Genomic DNA, 20745 nt, shown 5'->3' with positions numbered 1-20745 from the left:
GATAGCATTACAGCACAACGATGAACATGATTGTAATAAATAAAGCTGAAAAGAGGGATATTCATGGCACTTCCAAAGATTCAACCCTATGCAATGCCTGTAGAGTCGGAGCTTCCCGTCAACAAGGTAACGTGGACGCCGGATGCGAAGCGCTCGGTACTCCTGATTCACGATATGCAGCAATATTTTATGAACGCTTTTACGGCAGGGCATTCCCCTGTGGTGGAGCTGATCGATCATATTTCACAACTTCGTTCGAAGTGTCATGAGCTTGGCATTCCGGTGGTCTACTCCGCACAACCGGGTGGACAGACACCGGAGCAGCGCGGACTGCAGCTGGATTTTTGGGGCGTGGGGATTGATGGAGGACCTGTGCAAAAAGAAATCATTGAAGCACTCACACCCGCTCCGCAAGATACCTTCATGACCAAATGGCGATACAGCGCCTTCCAAAAGACAGAATTGTTTGAACTGATGCAGCAGCATGGTCGCGATCAACTGATCGTCTGCGGCATTTATGCTCATATCGGATGTCTGATGACCTCTTGCGAAGCCTTTATGAGAGATATTCAGGCGTTTCTGGTTGCTGATGCAGTGGCCGATTTTTCGGCGGAAAAACATCGCATGGCTCTGACGTATGCATCAGAACGGTGCGCGGTGACATTGACAACCGGGCGTCTGCTTGAGGTGCTAAATGTCACGGCAGAAGGCGGAATTGGAGGAGCCGTAACGTCCGAGGCAGGTGAGCAAGGTGAACAATCCTATGCTACACCCGCTCATGTAGCTGATTCAGAGACTGAGCAGCAAACGGCATCTGCTGCTGAGAAGTCCCAGAATGGTCGTGATGGCGTGAACCAAGCGACGCTGGAAGCATTGAGAAATCAGGTTGGAGAGATGCTGCAGGAGCAGCCTGCGAATATTGGGGAGCATGATGACCTGATTCAGAACTGGGGAATGGATTCCATTCGTATTATGAGTCTGGCTGAGCGCTTTCGTGTGGAAGGAGCGGGGGTAACTTTTGTGGATCTGGCGGAACTGCCTACATTGGCTGCATGGGCAGCATTGCTGGATAAGGCCTATACGAAAGTGCTCCCGAACGGAGACTACTTTTGAGCGGGGCCGTGCATACGTCACATAGTCGGAACACGGCTTGGCCCCTGTCTTCTGCCCAGTTCGGTATCTGGTTCGCTCAGCAGTTGAATCCGGACAATCCGATGTACAATACCGCCGAGTATGTGGTCATTCAGGGCAACGTAGACGCCAGACGATTCGAAGAGAGTGTGCGACAGACCGTTTCGGAAGCAGAATCGCTGAATATGGTTTATGGCGAAAATGAACAAGGTCCGTGGCAGTCTGTGAACAGCAAAAATGATCATTGGACATTCCATGTCATCGACGTGAGCAAGGAAGTGGAGCCCCATGCAGCAGCACTGGCTTGGATGAAAAGGGATCTGGCCCATCCCGTCAATCTGGCGACAGGGCCACTCTTCACGGAGGCATTGTTCCAGGTGAGCCATGAGTGTTATTACTGGTACCAGCGTGTTCATCATATTGCGATTGATGGATACGGCGTTTCGCTGATTACCCGCAGGGTAGCCAGCCTATACTCTGCAAGTGTAAGAGGAGAAGCAGCAGATCAAGTAAAGCAAGCAGCGTCGTTCGGATCGTTGACGGCCGTACTTCAGGAAGACGAGGCTTATCATGCCTCAGTAGACAAAGAACAGGATCGTCAGTTCTGGATGGAACGATACGCAGACGAACCGGATGTTGTCAGTCTGGGTGAACGGGCTCCGCGAACATCTACCTATTTCCTGCGTCAGAGCGGTCTGCTTACCCCGCCGCAGCGCGAGCAAATGCAGGCGGCAGCGGCAAGGTTCGGTGTGACCTGGCCGGATCTGTTCATAGCGGCAACTGCCATCTACGTACACCGGATGACAGGAGCGTCCGATGTTGTGCTGGCTCTGCCCGTGATGTGCCGTTTGGGATCAACATCCCTGCGGGTTCCGGGTATGGTCATGAACGTACTTCCGCTGCGTCTCCACGTCGATTCGGCTATGAACGTGTCAGAGCTGCTGAAACAGGTTGTGCAGGAGATTCGGGCGGTACGCAAGCATCAGCGTTATCGGCATCAGGATCTGCGGCGTGATCTCAAGCTGCTTGGAGAGAATCGTCGTCTGTTCGGACCGATGATTAATGTGATGCCATTCCACCATGAATTGAACTTTGCGGGGCAGAGCGGCATGATTCACAACCTGTCCACTGGTCCGGTGGACGATCTGTCCATTCATGTCGTGGACCAGGGTCATGGTCATGGGCTGAGTATTGATTTTGATGCTAATCCGTCCATCTACAGTGATTCCGAACTGCTGAACCATCAGTTGCGTTATATGCAACTTCTAAACCAGGTGATGCAGGAAGGGATGGAGACGGAAACGGTTGGAAATCTTGAAGTGCTGATCCCTGCCGAACGTGAGCAAGTATTGGTTACATGGAATGGAAAAGGAGAGGTGACGGGCTTAAGCAATTCGGCAGCACTGTTTGAACAGCAGGTCCGCCGAACGCCTTCAGGAGCGGCGCTGACATTCGAAGGGGAATCTCTGACGTACGCAGAGCTGAATGAACGGGCGAATAAGTTGGCCCATGAATTGATACAACGATATCAGGCAGGGCCGGAACAGATGATAGCCATCGCTCTGCCACGTTCACTGGAAGTGATCATTGCGATTGTGGCTATCCACAAAACGGGGGCCGCCTATCTGCCACTTGACCCTGACTATCCCGAAGACCGGCTGATCTACATGTTGGAGGATGCCAAGCCTGCTTGTGTAGTAACGGTGATGAACCATGTTTCCAGTCTGCCAACCACAGCCAGTGTACCCATTATGGTAATGGATGAATCGAGTACGGCTCTGGCAGTGAGCCGCCAGCCTGGAAGTAATCCCGAAGCTGATGACCTGACAAGTGAAGCTTCTCTGCTCAATCCTTCATATATTATCTACACCTCAGGTTCCACGGGTAAACCCAAAGGTGTAGCCGTAACCCATCTGGGGCTGGCAAATCTGCTTGAGGATATGAAGAGGAGATTACAAGTTGGTCCACAGGACCACTGGCTGTCGGTGACTACGATTGCTTTTGACATATCCGTACTGGAAGTATTCCTGCCACTCACGACGGGTGCGAGGCTGGATATTGCACGTAAAGAGACCATTCTTGATCCGGCAGCCCTGGCTGCGAAGATGAGGGAGCAGGGGACAACCATCATGCAGGCTACGCCTACATTATGGCAGTCCTTGGTGACGAGCCGCCCGGGCCAATTCGATGGACTAACCGTGATTACTGGAGGAGAGGCACTGACGGAGGAACTGAAGCTTTCTTTGCAGGAGCTGGGGTGTCAAGTCAATAACCAGTACGGTCCGACCGAGACGACCATCTATTCCACGGCTGCATCACTGGAGACAGGGGCGACGGGGAAACCGTCGATTGGTGGGCCGGTTCGCAACACGCAGCTATATGTGCTGGATCAAGGCCTGAAGCCAGTCCCTCCGGGTGTAGCAGGGGAATTGTACATCGCAGGCGAGGGGCTTGCGCGCGGGTATCTGGGCAGACCTGACCTGACCGCAGAACGTTTTGTAGCCAATCCTTTCGGTCAGCCAGGCAGTCGGATGTACCGTACAGGGGATCTGGCGAAATGGCTGCCGGATGGTTCCATCGATTATTTGGGTCGTGCAGATCACCAGATCAAAATTAGAGGCTTCCGGATTGAACTGGGTGAGATTGAATCAGTAATCTCCAGATATCCTGGTGTAGCTCAGGTCACGGTCATGGCTCGAGAAGATCAACCGGGAAACCAGCGACTGGCAGCGTATGTAGTGGCTGAGTCTGAACAGGAGAATCGTATGGATCTGGCAGAACTAAGAGCATTCGTGGCTGATGCATTGCCGGATTACATGGTGCCTTCTGCATTCATGCTGCTGCCCGAGATGCCGCTGACACCGAATAAAAAGATCGATCGCAAACGGCTTCCTGTACCCACTTTGCTGTCAAATGCCAATGGACGGGAGGCGCGCACACCACAGGAGGAAATCCTGTGCAGTCTGTTCGCTGAGATTCTGGGTGTTGGTCGCGTGGGCATTGACGATGATTTCTTTGAACTGGGTGGACACTCCCTGCTGGCCGGACGAATTACAGCACGTATCCGTGATGTGTTTGGTGCAGATCTGACCATTGGCAGTGTATTTGAAGCTCCAACCGCAGCAGGACTGGCCAAACGATTGGATCAGGCGAAATCGGTGAGACCTGTTATTCAGCCTGTTTCACGTCAGGGTGAGCTTCCGCTTTCCTTTGCCCAGCGGAGATTGTGGTTCATGTATTGTCTGGAAGGTGCCAATCCGACGTATAATATTCCGCTGGTTGCCCGGTTGGCCGGGATGCTGGATGCGGATGCTCTGGAGAACGCCCTGCAGGATATTGTTGACCGTCATGAAACATTACGAACGCTGTATCCGCCAGAAATGGGCTCTGCGAGCCAGCATATTCTGAATGCCGCTGACATCAAAGTGAAATTGAATGTAACCGCTGCTGCCGAGCAGGAGCTTCCCGAGCTTCTGACAGAAGCGTCACGCTACAGCTTCCAGCTCTCCACTGAACCGGGCATCCGTGCCGAGTTGTTCAGAACCAGCATGGATGAGCATGTGCTGTTGCTGCTTCTCCATCATATTGCCGGAGATGGATGGTCATTGTCGCCGCTCATCCGCGATCTGTCAGAAGCTTATACGGCACGCTTACAGGGTTCTGCCCCTGCTTGGGAGCCACTTCGGATTCAATATGCCGATTATGCGGTATGGCAGGAGAGATTGCTGGGGGATGAGAGGCAGCAGGACAGTCTGATTGCCAGACAGATGGAATTCTGGACCAACCAGCTGGCCCATTTACCGGAGCAGGTTACGTTCCCTGCTGACTACGCCCGTCCAGTCGCGTCCAGTTACCGCGGCGGGTCAGTTCCTTTTACGATCAGTCAACGTCTGCATGAGCAATTGATGGTAACCGCACGTGAGAATAAAGTCAGCCTGTTCATGGTGCTGCACTCGGCACTGTCCTTGCTGCTTACCCGAATGGGAGCAGGAACGGATATCGCGATCGGAACGCCGATTGCCGGACGGAGTGATGATGCGTTGGATGAAGTCGTTGGCATGTTCATTAACACCCTTGTGCTGCGTACCGACACTTCAGGTGATCCAACATTCCGCGAACTGCTGGCCCGTGTTCGGGAGGTCGATCTGGCTGCCTATGAACATCAGGATCTGCCCTTTGAACGATTGGTTGAAGTGTTGAATCCGCCTCGATCCCGTTCCAAACATCCACTCTTCCAAGTGATGCTTGTGCTGCAAAATACACCGGATATTCGTCTTGATCTGCCGGGTGTTACGGCGGAAACCCGCATGCATGGTGTGGGTTCATCCAAATTTGATCTGACGCTCGAGCTGACAGAGCAGCGTGAGCATAACGGATCTCCAGGCGGAATTGAAGGGGTGCTGGAATATAGTGCGGACCTCTTCCGTGAATCTACTGCAGGCGAACTCGTGGTCCGGTTGATGCAGGTGCTCGAGGATGCCGTGCAGCAGATGGATGAACCGATCAGCAGATTCCATGTCGTGACTCCGACAGAGCAGGCACAGCTTGAACAAGAATGGTCCCTTAAGCTAAGTGAAGATGCACATTTGACTATAGCTGAGCGCTTTGAAATACAAGCAGCAGCTCACCCGGAAGTGACTGCCTTAATCTGCGAGGATATCACTTTGAATTACAGGGAGCTGAATGCAAGAGCCAATCAGCTTGCCAGATTACTGATTGCTCAAGGCGTGGGACCGGAACAAATGGTAGCGCTGGCCTTGCCTCGCTCCGTTGAAATGGTTGTGGGCATTCTTGCTGTGCTAAAAGCAGGGGCTGCCTATCTGCCGCTGGACCCCAATTATCCGGCAGACCGCTTGACACATATGCTGACAGACGCAGCACCGAAAGTCATGGTAACGAGTACAGAGGTATACGCCTTGCTTCCGCAGGTAGCGGAAATTCAGTGTATTAATATGGACGATCCGCATACCCTGCAGCAATTGGGGATGATGGATGATAGAAACCCTGCGGATAGTGAACGCAATGGGCGTGTAACAGCTCTGAGCCCGGCTTACATGATCTATACCTCGGGTTCGACAGGCAAGCCCAAAGGGGTTGTTATTCCGAATGCCAATGTCATCCGTTTGTTGGATGCTACGCAGCACTGGTTCCATTTTGACGCGAGTGATGTGTGGACCTTGTTCCATTCCTATGCCTTTGATTTCTCGGTCTGGGAAATCTGGGGACCACTGCTGCATGGAGGACGACTGGTTGTTGTTCCTCATGAGATCAGCCGTTCACCGGGAGTGTTCCTGCAATTGCTCGCTGAACAAAAGGTAACCGTATTAAATCAGACACCATCCGCATTCTACCAACTTATGCAGGCTGATCGTGAAAATCCGTCCTGGGGGCAGCAGCTTGCGCTCCGTTATGTGATTTTTGGAGGAGAGGCTCTAGAGCTTGGCCGTTTGGATGATTGGTATGAACGCCATGCTGATGATGCGCCAAAACTCATCAATATGTATGGCATCACCGAGACGACGGTTCATGTCAGCTACCAGGAACTGCATGCAGGCAGTTCGACGGAAGGAGCGAGCAGTTGGATTGGATGCGCCATACCGGATCTACGGGTATATGTGCTGGATGATCACCTGAAGCCAGTACCGACAGGAGTAACCGGGGAGATGTATGTAGCCGGAGCGGGTTTGGCCCGTGGTTATTGGAATCGGCCTGATCTTACAGCTGAGCGGTTCGTTGCTGATCCATACGGTCCGGCAGGCACTCGCATGTACCGGACAGGAGATCTGGCGAAGCGTCTGCACGATGGCTCCCTCGATTACTTGGGCCGGGCGGATCAACAGGTGAAAATACGTGGATTCCGTATTGAGCTTGGCGAGATTGAAGCAGTGCTGGCAAAGCATTCAAGCGTGGCTCAGGCTGCTGTAATTGTCCGTGAGGACCAGCCGGGGGATAAGCGCCTTGTAGCATATATCGTTCCGGCTTCGGATACTGGAATGGTGCCCGATTCAGCTAGTTTGCGTCGTCATGCGTCCGCCAGTCTTCCTGATTATATGGTTCCATCTGCGGTTGTGGTGATGGAGATCCTGCCACTAACACCTAATGGCAAGCTGGATCGCAAGGCACTCCCAGCACCGGAGATGCAATTAACGACAGGTGGCAGAGCGCCTCGCAACCCGCAGGAGGAGATCCTCTGTGATTTGTTTGCTGAAGTATTAGGCATGCGGAGTGTAAGCATTGACGACAGCTTCTTCGAACTGGGTGGGCATTCGCTGCTCGCTGTGCGCCTGATGAGTCGCATCCGTGAAGCAATGGGCCGGGAGCCGGGCATCGGCATTTTGTTCGAAACAGCTACCGTAGCGGGACTAGCGGAGCGATTGGAGATGGATTCGGATTCCGGGAAAAGCTCGCTTCAGGTGTTATTGCCGCTCAGAACACATGGGGAGCATCTGCCTATATTCTGTGTCCATCCAGCAGGAGGGCTTAGCTGGTGTTATGCCGGTCTGATGAAACATCTGGGCATGGATTATCCGCTCTATGGATTACAGGCCAGAGGCATTGCCGAGGTTGAGGAGCTTCCAGCCACACTGGAAGATATGACGGCAGATTACATCCGTCATATCCGCTTGGTACAGCCTGAAGGACCTTACCGTCTGCTGGGCTGGTCTCTTGGTGGCAACGTTGCACAGGCTATGGCAGTGCAGCTGCAATCCGAAGGCGAGGAAGTAGAGTTTCTCGCCATGCTGGATGCGTATCCGAGTCATTATCTGCCGATTCGTGGAGAGCCGGATGAGGAAGAAGCATTAACCGCACTGCTTGCACTGGGTGGTTATGATCCGGACAGTATTGGGGATGGTCCGCTGGATATGGCAACAGCTATGCGCATACTGCGCAGTGAGGGCAGTGCGCTGGCGAGTCTGGATGAAGAGACGATCATGAAGCTGCGGAGGACCTATGAAAATTCCGTACGGATCTTGGGGGCCTACACGCCATCCCGATTCGAGGGCGATCTGATCTTCTTCCGTTCCACCATTATTCCTGATTGGTTCGACCCGATTGAACCGGAGATGTGGAATGCGTACATCGGAGGCCAGTTGGAGCGTCATGATATCGCTTGTCGTCACAAGGACCTTTGCCAGCCTGGGCCGCTGGAGGAAATCTGCCGAGCTCTAGCTGCCAAGCTGGAGGAGCTGAACAAGCGTAATATTCAACATAAATAGGAGGACAAGGCGATGAGCAACCCTTTTGAACATGAAGACAGCAATTATCTGGTGTTAATCAATGAAGAGGGACAGTACTCCCTCTGGCCTGCTTCCCTTACAGTACCCTTGGGTTGGACCTTAATGCTGGGCAAAGCCAAGCGTCGGATATGCCTTGATTACATCGCCGAGCAATGGACAGATCTGAAACCATTAAGCCTCTGTGATGAAGCTGACATGCCTGGAGCCATTCATGAGATTAGCAGATGAAAATCGGTCTGAATCCCAAGGTAATTGTCAGCATCGTCTACGTTCTGGCGATGTTTATGGTGGCCATGGATGGAACGGTCCTGAATGTAGCACTACGAACCATCAGTGAAGAGCTGGGGATTCCTCCGGCTGCTTCAAGTACATTGAATGTGGGGTATCTGGTGAGTTTGGCTGTATTCCTGCCTGTTGCGGGTTGGCTTGGTGATCGATGGGGCACGAAAAGGGTTTTCTTGTCCGCACTTGCACTGTTTACGGTATCTTCTGCACTCTGTGCAACGGCCGATCAATTAAGTACGCTGACGTTCTTCCGCATTTTGCAGGGAGCAGGGGGTGGTCTGCTTACTCCTGTAGCAATGGCGATGCTGTTTCGAACCTTTCCGCCTCAGGAACGGGCTAAAGTATCCCGAATGCTCATACTGCCCATTGCTCTGGCCCCGGCCCTGGGGCCGATTGTGAGCGGATTAATTGTGGACCAGCTCTCCTGGCGATGGATTTTCTATGTGAATCTTCCCGTCGGCATTCCAGCGGTAATCTTCGGAATGCTGTATCTGAAAGAGCATAGAGAGCAGGGAGCCGGCCGATTGGATGTACCGGGCTGGTTATTATCTGCCCCAGGACTCGCTCTGACGATGTACGCGCTTAGTCAGGGTCCACTGCGAGGGTGGACTTCACCTCTTATTATTGGAGCCGGCCTTGCAGGAATCATCCTATTAGTGTTGCTCGTAGTGGCTGAATTGCGCACGAAGCAGCCTTTGCTTGACCTACGTTTGCTGAAAGACCGCTTATTTCGCTATTCGGGACTGGTATCCGTATGCGGAGCAGCAGGTCTGCTGGGCATGTTGTATGTGTTTCCATTAATGTATCAAAATGTGCTAAACGCCACTGCGCTGGAGACAGGGCTAACCACATTCCCGGAAGCCTTGGGGCTAATGATTGCTTCCCAGCTTGTGCCCTGGACGTATCCGCGGCTGGGTCCGCGAAAGCTGATATCTATGGGTCTGATCTGCACGGTAGTGATTTTCATTACGCTTAGTCAGATCACAGTAGATACGAATCCATGGTTCATCCGTTCCTTATTGTTCGGCGTGGGTATCTTTCTGGGACAGACGGTAGGGGCGGTGCAGATTGCTTCGTTTGCCCAGATCCCGCCTTCTTCCATGGGACGAGCCTCCACCTGGTTCACGGTGCAAAATCGGCTGGGTTCAGCGGTTGGAATGGCGTTATTGTCTGCTGTTCTGGCTGGCGTGGGGACAACGACAGTATCTGCTGCTGGAACGATGGAGCCGAATATGCTGGCTTACCGTCTGGCTTTACTGGGGGCTGCTGCGTTTTTGTTAATTGGTCTATGCTTTGCCTTGAAAATCAGCGATGCTGATGCGGCTGAAACGATACGGAAGAACAGTGGCCAGGGTCTCTTTCGGAGGCAAAAGAAATCTCCATCATTGACGCAGGAATCATAATAATTCCATACTTCAAAAACATCCCTGGCGGGCTCGCCAGGGATGTTTAAGCATGATTTGATATCTGAAGAGAGGATTCGTTCGTAACCCCTCCTTCATAATAAAGCCTGATACAGCTCTTCGATTGTGATGAAATCCGGCTGGGCAGGCAAACCTTCGCCTGCGGAACAAGCTGCTAACATATGCCCGGGATCCAGTCGCATGCTGAGGAATGGATAAGAGGCTGCTTCCGGCGAGTGCCAGTGCCCATCAGCATTGCGGATCATGGAGAATGAATCAAGCGGCATAGACAGGCCCATGCCGACGGCCTTGATGTAGCTCTCCTTTAGCGTCCATAGACGGTAGAAGGTCTCCAGCTGTATCTCAGCGGGTTCCGCAGCCAGAAATTGGCTCTCCGTCATAGAGAAGAAGCGCTCCGCAATCTTCATGTCGGTGGGCGATATTTTTTCCACATCCACGCCCAGATCAGTATCACCACCAGAGATTAGAGCAATCCAATCGCCGGAGTGCGAGACATTAAATTGAACATCAGCATCGTTGCTGAGCGAAGGTTTGCCGTATTGGTTACGGGTAAACGAAAGCTCTCCCGGGTTTAGGCCAGTCAACTTACTCAGCGTCACACGGGTCAACACTTCACCCAGAACGGAGCGATATGCGTCCGCCAGGTGCACAAAGCGTGAAGCTTGTGCTCGTCTTTCCTCAGATACGTGCGAAAGAAAATGGTTCCAGTATGCCTCTGGCAATTCTGTCGGAACTTGTAGAACATGAATCGTTATCATCATTTATCACCTGACGATGTATTCGGCATCCATTGCAGACTTTCCTTTATATTCATCGGTTTCTCGGGTCTTCCCATACCGCTTCATGCCTGCTGTGTTCTTTTCCATTCCTCATGTGCGGCCTGTACCCGATCCCATATCTCTTTACGTTCTTGTTCCGTGTAATTCATCAACGGTTCATGGAACCGCTCGGCTAATACGTCTTTCCAATCGGTGTAGGTTTGTATCTCCGTTTTGCGGATACCATCGCGGTCATGCGTCCGGAGCATACATCCACGCAGCTCGGTGCTTTGAAGAGCATCCCTCTGACGGAGCAAAAACGCGTTATGCCAAGGTGAATCGGCTGACTGGCTGTAGAATTCATGCTTCGGAATGAACTCTTCCAGACTGGTAAGCACTTCGGGAGCATAGTCGACTCCTTCACTTGGCCCGTTGGGCTCATATTCAAGTCTCCATCCGCCAGGGGCAACGGATGAAGGCATTAATGTATATGTGAACGGTGCTGATCCATAGGTTCCATAACGAAGAGGAAGCGGTTCGAAGGGCATGCCACCCAGACCGACATCCACAATCCAACGTACCGCATTGGGGTCTGTATCTGGCAAAGAGACCGACAGACCGAGATGGAACGAGTTCACACGTGGCTGTTCACCATGTGGCTGAACTCCAGCACGATGCCAATGCACTGTATATCCCAGAGAGTGAAGCAGAACGCTGAATGCGCCATTTAGATGAAAACAGTAACCACTGCGCCCTTGCAAGATAAGCTGAATCGATTCTTGAAGATCGATGCCTGCAGGCCGACCCGCAAAAATATCAACCGTCTGCCAGGATAGATGCTGTACGTGTGCCTGCTGGATTTCGGACAGGAATTCCAGTGTGGGTTTCTTGATATCGTTAATGCCTATCCGTTGCAGGTAGGCCTGTATTTCAGATGGAGTCAATATAACATTCATCCAGATCACCTCGAGTCATGTAGTGGGCGTGTTATATACTGCTGCTGCCCTGAATTCATTGTAAAAGTGATCGACTGAAATGAATATACAAGTTTGCTTCAATTGTACCGGTACAATTAAGAGAGACACATACACATCTTTCCATGATTGGGAGCGTTATTTCTTTTTCTTGGTATGTTAACCGTTTGGAGTGGATATAGGTTAGAATATAGATAGAAAGCAGGATTAGGAGAGATGGAAAAATGGCTAATGATGAAGTGATTTTGACACAGGAAGGCTTGGAAAAGCTGGAGGACGAACTGAGGGATTTAAAGACGGTGAAGCGTAAGGAACTAGCGGCGCGTCTGAAACTCGCGATCAGTTACGGTGACCTGAAGGAAAATAGTGAGTATCATTCAGCCAAAGATGATCAGGCTTTTATGGAAACCCGCATTTTGATTCTGGAGAAAATGCTGACCAAAGCAAGAGTCATCACTTCGGACAATATCGACTCGAACAAAGTAAGCATTGGCTCAACCATTCTGCTTAATGATATTGAGTTTGCCGAGAAAATTGAATACATGCTGGTTGGTCCGGCCGAGGCAGATGTTGCTGATAACAAAATATCCTACGAAAGCCCGCTTGGCAAGGAACTGATGGGCAAAGAAGTAGGCAGCGTCATTCATGTCAATGCGCCAATGGGCGTTATCAAATATGAGTTGCTTGAAATTAAAGTTTAATCGGAATAGAGGTGTTTCGACAACCATGGGAATGGCTGTTGCAGCACCTCTTTTTTTGTCCGTATAGGTTGATATTCAGCTGCGTTTCTTCCGTCCATTCAGAACCTCAAAGGTCATGACATACACGACCCAGAACAGGATCACGATATGGATCATCGCAATGGAGATGCCGATGCCGTAAATCCAGCCGTTGGTCAATCCAGATCCGTGCATGTTAAAGCCTTCTCCATGTCCTCCGCCAAAACCCCCATGCCCGCTACCCATAAGGGATTGTCCTTCCTCTGCGCCAACGTCACCGCCAGAACCTGTGCTCATGATCATGGCAATATTTACGTAGGTAGTCAGGGAGAAGGCGATTGCTGCGCACATCCATTTACGTTCAAAGAACGGGACCAGAACAAAGAATAGCAAAGCAGGTATGCTGTAACGCTCATGAATTTCCGTTGGCAGCATAAAGAAGGCGAGATTCACCGCTGCACCTGCAATGAGCAGAGATGAGATACGAATTTCCTTGATTAACAACAGATAGGCTGATACGCCAACCACAGCAATAGCAAGCAGCAGCAGCCCCAACATTTTGTACGTCACTATGCCAAATAACACCGTTGCATCGTTTGTTGCCGGATCACCTAGCAGGTGATACCAGATATTCATGGCATTCAGGGAAAGCTGCGGGTACATATTAACGGCGCTTCCGTATGCATTGTTCAGCATGGCACTGAGAGTTCCGTTTGCTGCAAAATAGAGAAACACAGGCAGGGTAGCAATCATTAATCCTGCTGCAAATAGAAGCATGCCGCGAAATTGCCTGTGATAAAGCTGGCGTAGTAATACAATACCGATGACCGGGGCAATGACGATTGCCTGTAACTTCGCCAGCAGGGCAACGGAGAATATTACACCCGCCAAGAGAGGATTACTTAGAAGCAGAACGGTGGATAATACCATCAATGTACTGTGCAGGATGTCGATCTGTCCCCACATGGCGCTGTCGACCAACAGACCGGGGTTGAAGGAAAGGACTGCAAGCAGCAATAAACATGCGCCAGAGCCCAGTCGTTTGAAGGTGAGGGTTAAGGCAGCCATGGACAGGACGTCGAAGGCGATAGGCAGTATTTTCATGGACAGATTGCCGGCTGAGGCGGTTATGCCGAGGCCATCGAGTATCCAGCGGTACAACCCCAGAATGACGATAAACAAGGGGGGATAGTTCTGATCTTTGCCAAACAGGTATGATTCGCGAATACCGTACTGGTGAACAGCATTCATCCAATCGACGAACAGGGACTGATCTCCGACATAACCCCTGAATTGTGTTCCAAGGTACAACCGAAGCAGCAGACCTCCGGTGAAAATTAGAACGGCATACAGCCAGAAACGCCTGTTCCATCGGGTTTTTGGATCTGTGTAGCTCAGTGTATTCATGATTCTCCTCCTCAGCATGGGCGATTGAGATTGGTGCAAGTATAGGCGACCAAGATGAGAGCGGCATTAATTTTCGACCGTATGTGTGTGGTACGAAGCTTAAAGTTTGCTGAATGCCCATGATTTGAAAAGATGTTCTATGCAATAGACCAAGGGAGGGCCCTGTGAAACAGGACCCTCCCTCTTGATGTTTTTCTTTGGCAATTGCCGTTAATGTTTTTCCGTTCTTCAGTTGGGTAGCCGAGATCATGATCCAGTGGGTCACATCAAAATTCCACTCGCGATTGAAAAGGGACTTATTGGATAGCCCCTTGTTGCTATGCAATTGCGTTCCTAATTATATATAATTACAAAATCATTAAGAATTACGACGATATGATTGTTCAGGAGAATGATGCGGATGAATAAGAAGATACTGATCGTTGAAGACGATGTTCATATATCTAAAATCATCAAGATGAATCTGAACCTCATGAATTATGCCACCACCGAGGTGTATGATGGTCTGGCGGCATTCGAGATGCTCAAGAGGGAGAAGTTCGATCTTATTTTGCTTGATGTGATGGTCCCCCGTCTGAACGGGTTTGAGTTGATGGAGAGAATTAAGCCTTACGGCACCCCTGTAATCTTTTTGACGGCGAAAAACTCGGTCTACGATAAAGTAAACGGTCTGAAGCTGGGTGCTGATGATTATATGGTCAAGCCCTTTGAAGCGATTGAGCTACTGGCTCGTATAGAGACAGTGCTGCGCAGATATGGTCATGAAGACAGGGTGTTGGAATTTCAGCATGTCCAAGTGGATCTTGATAAAAGAGAAGTCGTGATTCAAGGAGCGCCAGTGGAGCTGACGCCGAAGGAGTATGATCTGCTGGTGGTCCTTCTCAAGAACAAGAATATCGCCCTGACGAGGGAACAATTCCTGGATAAAGTATGGGGCGGCGATTATTACGGAGAGACCCGAACGGTAGACATGCATATCAAATCGCTGCGCAAGAAGCTAGGTTTGCAGGAGCAGATCAAGACGATTTACAAAATCGGGTACCGGCTGGAGGACTGATAGATGAAATTTTGGCAGAAAATATATCTGTTCTCGATTCTCGTATTTGTCATTATCTTTAACATTGCTTCCATTTTGGTAATTGAACGCAGCCACAACAAGATGCTGGGCCAGGCAATTAACGTGGCTCTAAGCCAGAACATAAGCATTCATTCCAGCGTGGATGCCATCGTGCCGATTCTGAGAATCTATGATTCGATTGATTATGAGAAGACGGTCCTGACGCGTATTGCGAATGAATTTGTGGATAAGAACAGTGATCAGTTGGTTTATATGGATATTACGGATGATTCGCAGCGTACGGTATTTAATAACTCCGATTTCCCAATGCCCGTGGCGCGGAGCGAACTGGATAATCTGGAAGAGGACAGCATTCATTCTATTCTGCGGGAGATTGGCGCCCGGACGATTCTGTTTACCTCGAACATTACAGATATTAATCATAAAAAATATGTATTCACCTACATGAAAGATGTTACCGCGGTATATCAGGACCGGATAGACCAGTACAGCTTTTTTGCCAAAGTCGATCTGGCGGCCTGTCTTTTGTTTATGGTGATGATGTTCTTCGTGAGCAGAGGGCTGACAAGATCCATTGACCGCCTGAACCGCACAGCGAAAGTCATTGCCCAAGGGGATTTCTCGGAGCGCGTCACTCTGAAATCAAAGGATGAGATCGGTATTCTGGGGTCCAATTTCAATGAGATGGCGGAGGTTGTCGAAGATAAAATCAACGAGTTGGAGCGTAATAACGAGGAAAAGCAACGGTTTATCAATAATTTTACGCATGAGCTAAAAACGCCACTGACCTCGATTATCGGGTATGCCAATTTTTTGCGGACGACCAAATACAACGAAGAGCTGTTCGTGGACGGTCTGAATATAATTTATTCCGAAGGGAAGCGGCTGGAGTCGCTGTCACTGAAGCTGATGGATTTGATTTTGTTGCAGAAGGAACAGTTTCAGATGGAGTTGCAGGATCTCGGCGAGATGATTACGGAGATAAAGCCAGCGCTAGAGATCATGGCTAAGGAGAAGAACGTGGCGATAGTGCTGGATTGTGAAAAAGGGGAGCTGCCCCTGGAGCGCGATCTAATCAAGGTGCTGATTTTCAATCTCGTGGATAATGCGCTCAAAGCCTCTTCGCCGGAACAGACGATTGCACTGCGTACGTATTGGCAGGGCGGGAATTATATTCTAGCCGTTATTGATCAGGGTATCGGAATTGGCGTGGAGGATCAGGACAAAATATTCGAGCCCTTCTTTATGGCGGATAAATCCAGGACACGAAGCAGTAACGGCGCAGGCCTGGGTCTGGCGATATGTCAAAATGTTGCCGGTATACACGGTGCTGTCATAAGGGTAAACAGTGTTGTGCAGCAAGGGACAACGGTGGAAGTTGTCTTTGCGTCGAACCATGCTGCGGAAAGCGAGTTACGTACATGAGAAAATATAGGATGCTTTTGCTGTACTCAGCTATACTGGTGCTTGCGACAGGATGCCAAGGCTTGTTCAACAGTATTCCCAAGGATACCGTGATGATCAAAAAAATAGTACAGGAGCATAAGAACAGTGAGATCGAGTACGAAGGGGTTCTGTCCCAGGATGCGGTGAAGACACTGAGCGTACAAGCGGTGGACAAATTTTTGAACATAAAGCTGGCTCTGGATCATGCGCAGTTCGAGATTATGACTGTGGATCAGAACAAGCTCAAGGAGCTGCTGAAAGAGACCAGTCAGATTGCCGGGCAGGTAACCTTGGAAGGCATGTCCCAGCAAAGAATGCAGTTCACCAGCGATATCCAAGCGATTACCGGCGGGCTGTATTATGTAACATTGACGTCGTCGGAGGTTCCTGAGGAGTCTTATGATATTGTATTAAATGCCAAGGATGGCGACGTGTTGAAGATTTTGCGTTCCTACCGGGGAAGCAGAGCTATGCCGCGTAATTCGGAAGAAAAGGTATTTGATCTTGCCGATCGGTTTGTAGAAGAACATGGAAGCTATCCGTTGACTGAGTTAACCCCGCAGCTCGATATGACCCGCTGGGGTTCTAATGTGGAGCTGTATTATACGAGCAAGGATAACAAGACCCTGAAGTATTGTGTCGTGGTTAATTTCAGCAGTAATAAAGTCGTAGGCTTCAGCAAGGATATCATGGCGCTGCTAAGTTATAATTCCAAACGGTAGAGGGATTAAACTTAATCTATATAGAAGGTTGGTTCAAAGTCATGAATATGGCTTGGAATCAACCTTTTGTGCATTTGGCGGCGCAATCGACTAAGGAGTGAAAGGAGCCGGATGCGATGACCCCACCGGATCTGTGAGAGGCCCATGCAATTGCGCATGGGCCTACTCGATTTTGCGTACTGCCACCTGCACTCCAAACTTTACAACTTCTATATAACTCTATCTCACTTATGATATATCCGTTCTCTATACTGTTAAAGTACCCGGCAAAGGGGAGCCAAGAATACGATCAAAGAACCTAAAGGGAGATTACATTATGAAAAAATTCATGCTGATGATATTGGCAGCGATGTTCGTATTAACCATTTCTGCTTGCAGTGCGGGTACTGGAAACAGTAACGCCGGCGGCGCTGTTGAAGTGAAGACGGGCCAGCAGCCAACGGATCAATCGGCGTCTACATCAGGTCAGCCGGGAGGCTTGGGCGCACCCTCCACTACGGAGAAGAAAACCGTGGTGTTCTCTACCTTTTTCCCGAGTGATTACTTTAAAGAAGCTAAGAAAAAATATGAAGCCATGCACCCTAACATTACAATTGATCTGAGATCAGTTGAGACGGATGATGCACATTTGGAAGAGAACCTGGAGAAATTTGTGAAAACAACGGGCACGGCGATGCTCTCTGGACAAGGTCCCGATTTAATCGAGATGGATCAGCTGCCGTCTGGCGACTATGTGAAGCAAAAGATGCTGGCCAATCTTGGCGACATCATGGCCCATGACCCTGATTTTAAACAAGAACAGTATTTTACTAACATTCTGGAAGGGATGAAAGTTAACGGTGGAATGTATGGCGTGCCAATCGGGTTCTTTATCTATGGTCTGGTAGGCAATGAAGATGCGATTAAGAAGAGTGGCGTGACATTCGATGACAGCAAGTGGAACTGGGAGCAGTTCATCACGACAGCCCAGGCTATAACGAAAGGAGCCGACAAGGACCACCAGTATGCTTTGGGCAGAAGCGTGCCAGAGTATATGACCACGCAATTTGTGAATGAACGATATGCAACCTTCGTCAATCAGGAGCAGAAGAGCGCCAATTTTGTATCCAGCGATTTTACTGACCTGCTTCAACTGGTAAAAACGTTGTTCGATAAAAAAGTAGTCGGTACAGATGCACGCTTCCCATTGTTCAACACCGCCCAGATCAACTCACCATCGGATTATATCCGGGAGTTGCGGATCAGTGAATTCATTCCTGATGGCAATGCCTATACCTCGAAGCTTTATTTGAGTCCAAATGCCGATCCGCAGCATCCGGGTGGTTCCTTCCGAACCTATCAGACGATTGGGCTGAATGAGCGTTCAGCAGTAAAAGCCGAGGCGTGGGATTTTATGAAGTTTCTGCTCTCAGATGAAATGCAGAGCACACCCGACGGTACCGGATTTCCGCTGAATAAAGCCTCTTATGCGAAAAAAGCGCAAGCGTTGGTTCAAAAAGGGTCCATCCAGTCTGATCAACCGATCGGGCCGTTGAAAGGCAAGAGCTTCAAAATCACACAGCAGGATATTGATGATTTGGACAAATTCCTGAACGGGGCGACGTACCCGCTACAATTCAAGCCCTCCAAGATTGACGAGATCATCACCGCAGAGGCACAGGCTTTTTTCACCGGTCAGAAGTCGGCTGACGAAGTAGCCAAGCTCATTCAGAACAGGGTAACTACGTATCTGAATGAGTAGCAGCAAGGGAAGGAGGAGTGACAGATGACAGGAAAGCATGAAGGGATCAAGAGTTTCAGAGGAATCAGGATGCTACGTAAAGAGTGGATGGCTGCGGTACTTTTCCTGGCACCTAGCTTGATCGGATTTTCTGTATTTTATCTCATTCCGTTTGCCGTGGGGCTGCTCTATTCCTTCCAGGATAATACCATCGACGGTACGTTTGTAGGCCTCGACAACTATCAGGCGGTGCTCTCCAGCGGCTCGTTCCGCAATGCAGCCGCCAACACGCTGCTCTTTACGGGAGTAAGCGTTCCGCTCATTATTGCACTATCCCTATGCTTTGCGCATTTGCTCAACCGGAGATTGTTTATTCGGAACTGGCTCCAGACTGCGTTTGTACTGCCGCTGGTGGTTCCGGTAGCCTCGATCGTGATGATGTGGCAAATCCTGTTCGATTGGAATGGAACCCTGAATGTGTGGCTGCAGCATTTGCATATGGGACGGGTGGATTGGATGAAGTCGGGGTGGTCCATGGTGGTATTGGTGGTGGTGTATGTATGGAAGAACATCGGCTACAACATTATTTTATTTCTCGCAGGCCTGCAAAGTATTCCGAAGGATTATTATGAGACTGCGGATATAGAAGGGGCGAATGGGCTGCATAAGTGGCTGCACATCACATGGGTCTATTTGACGCCAACGATGTTCATTGTGGTACTGATGTCGATCATTAACTCCTTCAAAGTGTTCCGGGAGACGTACCTGATTGCTGGCGATTATCCGTATGATCGCATTTATATGCTTCAGCATTATATGAACAACATGTTCATGTCACTGGATGTACAAAAGCTGACGGCGGCAGCTGCGCTCATGGTAGCTAGTATCCTCCTCTTCGTAAGCTTCATGCTGATGATAGAACGCCGCTTCCGGAGCTTTATGGAATAAGGAAGGACCGTGGGCATAATGGCTTTATTTCGCAAAGTAGTGTTGACCGTAGTAATGAGTATCTTGGCGTTGGCCATGCTATTTCCAATCCTAATCACATTCTCAAACTCTTTCATGACGGAGAGCGAAATTGACTATAATTATCATCTTATTGGGAAAATGGTCAACGTTGCTGGAGGGGAGAAGAACGGTTTTATTAACTTGAAACTGATTCCCGACTGGGTTTCTTTCAACCAATATGGGGAAGTGCTGTTGCATAAACCTCTCTTCCTGCACATGTTCTGGAATTCTGTCTTTATCGTGCTGCCGATCATCATTGGGCAGGTGGTTGTAGCTTCACTGGCAGCCTATGCCTTTGCCAAGCTCCGCTTCTGGGGAAGGGAGAAGCTGTTCGTCGTATACTTAATGACGATGCTGATGCCGTTTCAGGTGACGCTTGTCCCCAACTACATTATTGCGGACAAGCTGGGGCTGATGAATAGCACATCTGCGATCATTTTGCCCGGAATATTCAGTGCGTTCGGTGTGTTTATGCTGAGGCAGTCCATGCTGCATATTCCATATTCTTACCTTGAGGCAGCCAAGATGGACGGGGCCGGACAGTTGAGGATTTTCTACTCGATCATGCTTCCGCTTATCAAGCCGGGCATGGCGGCCTTGACGGTACTGCTGTTCGTGGATAACTGGAATATGGTGGAGCAGCCGCTGATCTTTTTAGAGGATGCCTTCAAACAGCCGTTGTCCTTATACTTGTCACGAATTAATGAGGGGGCCCGCGGTGTGGCGTTCGCTGCATCGGCGTTGTATATGGCTCCCATGGTATTGCTGTTTTTATATGCGGAGTCGTATTTTATTGAAGGTATTCAATTATCGGGCATTAAAGGGTAGTTAATTC

General features: G+C 50.0%; 14 protein-coding genes. 11 read left to right on the top strand and 3 right to left on the bottom strand.

The window, feature by feature from the left end:
* Positions 1-63 precede the first annotated feature (63 nt).
* The 4 genes from QP794_RS10165 to QP794_RS10150 are packed head-to-tail and all read left to right on the top strand — an operon-like array spanning position 64 to position 10057.
* Entirely contained in the window at positions 64-1113 is a 1050-nt protein-coding gene (locus tag QP794_RS10165) for an isochorismatase family protein (protein WP_285076139.1), read from the top strand.
* Positions 1110-8348: an amino acid adenylation domain-containing protein gene (locus tag QP794_RS10160; RefSeq protein ID WP_285076137.1), complete on the top strand. Its 7239-nt coding sequence runs from the start codon at positions 1110-1112 to the stop codon at positions 8346-8348. The genes QP794_RS10165 and QP794_RS10160 overlap by 4 nt, the downstream gene beginning before the upstream one ends.
* A gap of 12 nt (positions 8349-8360) precedes the next feature.
* On the top strand, positions 8361-8597 hold the full coding sequence (locus QP794_RS10155; RefSeq protein ID WP_285076136.1) for an MbtH family protein: 237 nt from the start codon (positions 8361-8363) through the stop codon (positions 8595-8597).
* Positions 8594-10057, top strand: a complete 1464-nt coding sequence (locus QP794_RS10150; protein WP_285076134.1) for an MDR family MFS transporter — start codon at positions 8594-8596, stop codon at positions 10055-10057. Before QP794_RS10155 ends, QP794_RS10150 begins: the two co-directional genes overlap by 4 nt.
* Positions 10058-10152: 95 nt before the next feature.
* Here QP794_RS10150 and QP794_RS10145 read toward each other — a convergent pair whose 3' ends face one another.
* Together QP794_RS10145 and QP794_RS10140 are read right to left on the bottom strand one after the other, a co-directional pair.
* Positions 10153-10836 carry a 4'-phosphopantetheinyl transferase family protein gene (locus QP794_RS10145; RefSeq protein WP_483311897.1) on the bottom strand — a complete coding sequence of 228 codons (684 nt, stop codon included), beginning with the start codon at positions 10834-10836 and terminating at the stop codon, positions 10153-10155.
* Positions 10837-10919: 83 nt separating this feature from the next.
* Positions 10920-11792, bottom strand: a complete 873-nt coding sequence (locus QP794_RS10140) for an arylamine N-acetyltransferase family protein (RefSeq protein ID WP_285076131.1) — start codon at positions 11790-11792, stop codon at positions 10920-10922.
* 242 nt (positions 11793-12034) lie between these two features.
* On the opposite strand from QP794_RS10140, the gene greA reads away from it, so the two are divergent.
* A complete protein-coding gene (greA, locus tag QP794_RS10135; protein ID WP_024629715.1) occupies positions 12035-12511 on the top strand; it encodes a transcription elongation factor GreA in 477 nt (158 codons plus the stop codon).
* A 75-nt stretch (positions 12512-12586) separates the two neighbouring features.
* Here the strand turns inward: greA and QP794_RS10130 are convergent, their stop codons facing one another.
* Positions 12587-13936 carry a hypothetical protein gene (locus QP794_RS10130; RefSeq protein ID WP_285076127.1) on the bottom strand — a complete coding sequence of 450 codons (1350 nt, stop codon included), beginning with the start codon at positions 13934-13936 and terminating at the stop codon, positions 12587-12589.
* A 400-nt stretch (positions 13937-14336) separates the two neighbouring features.
* On the opposite strand from QP794_RS10130, the gene QP794_RS10125 reads away from it, so the two are divergent.
* The 6 genes from QP794_RS10125 (at position 14337) to QP794_RS10100 (ending at position 20738) form a co-directional block, all read left to right on the top strand.
* A complete protein-coding gene (locus tag QP794_RS10125; RefSeq protein ID WP_285076125.1) occupies positions 14337-14993 on the top strand; it encodes a response regulator transcription factor in 657 nt (218 codons plus the stop codon).
* A 3-nt stretch (positions 14994-14996) separates the two neighbouring features.
* On the top strand, positions 14997-16439 hold the full coding sequence (locus QP794_RS10120; protein ID WP_285076123.1) for a sensor histidine kinase: 1443 nt from the start codon (positions 14997-14999) through the stop codon (positions 16437-16439).
* A 62-nt stretch (positions 16440-16501) separates the two neighbouring features.
* Entirely contained in the window at positions 16502-17182 is a 681-nt protein-coding gene (locus tag QP794_RS10115; protein WP_285076122.1) for a hypothetical protein, read from the top strand.
* A gap of 316 nt (positions 17183-17498) precedes the next feature.
* A complete protein-coding gene (locus QP794_RS10110) occupies positions 17499-18923 on the top strand; it encodes an ABC transporter substrate-binding protein (protein ID WP_285076121.1) in 1425 nt (474 codons plus the stop codon).
* Positions 18924-18947: 24 nt separating this feature from the next.
* A complete protein-coding gene (locus QP794_RS10105) occupies positions 18948-19850 on the top strand; it encodes a carbohydrate ABC transporter permease (protein WP_285076118.1) in 903 nt (300 codons plus the stop codon).
* 18 nt (positions 19851-19868) lie between these two features.
* Entirely contained in the window at positions 19869-20738 is an 870-nt protein-coding gene (locus QP794_RS10100) for a carbohydrate ABC transporter permease (RefSeq protein ID WP_285076117.1), read from the top strand.
* The last annotated feature ends 7 nt before the right edge of the window (positions 20739-20745 follow it).

This window comes from Paenibacillus sp. UMB7766-LJ446, from assembly GCF_030226665.1.
In the GTDB taxonomy this organism is placed as follows: domain Bacteria; phylum Bacillota; class Bacilli; order Paenibacillales; family Paenibacillaceae; genus Paenibacillus; species Paenibacillus vandeheii.
The sequence above is the reverse complement of the archived record's forward strand: the minus strand, read 5'-3'. Positions and strand labels throughout refer to the sequence as shown.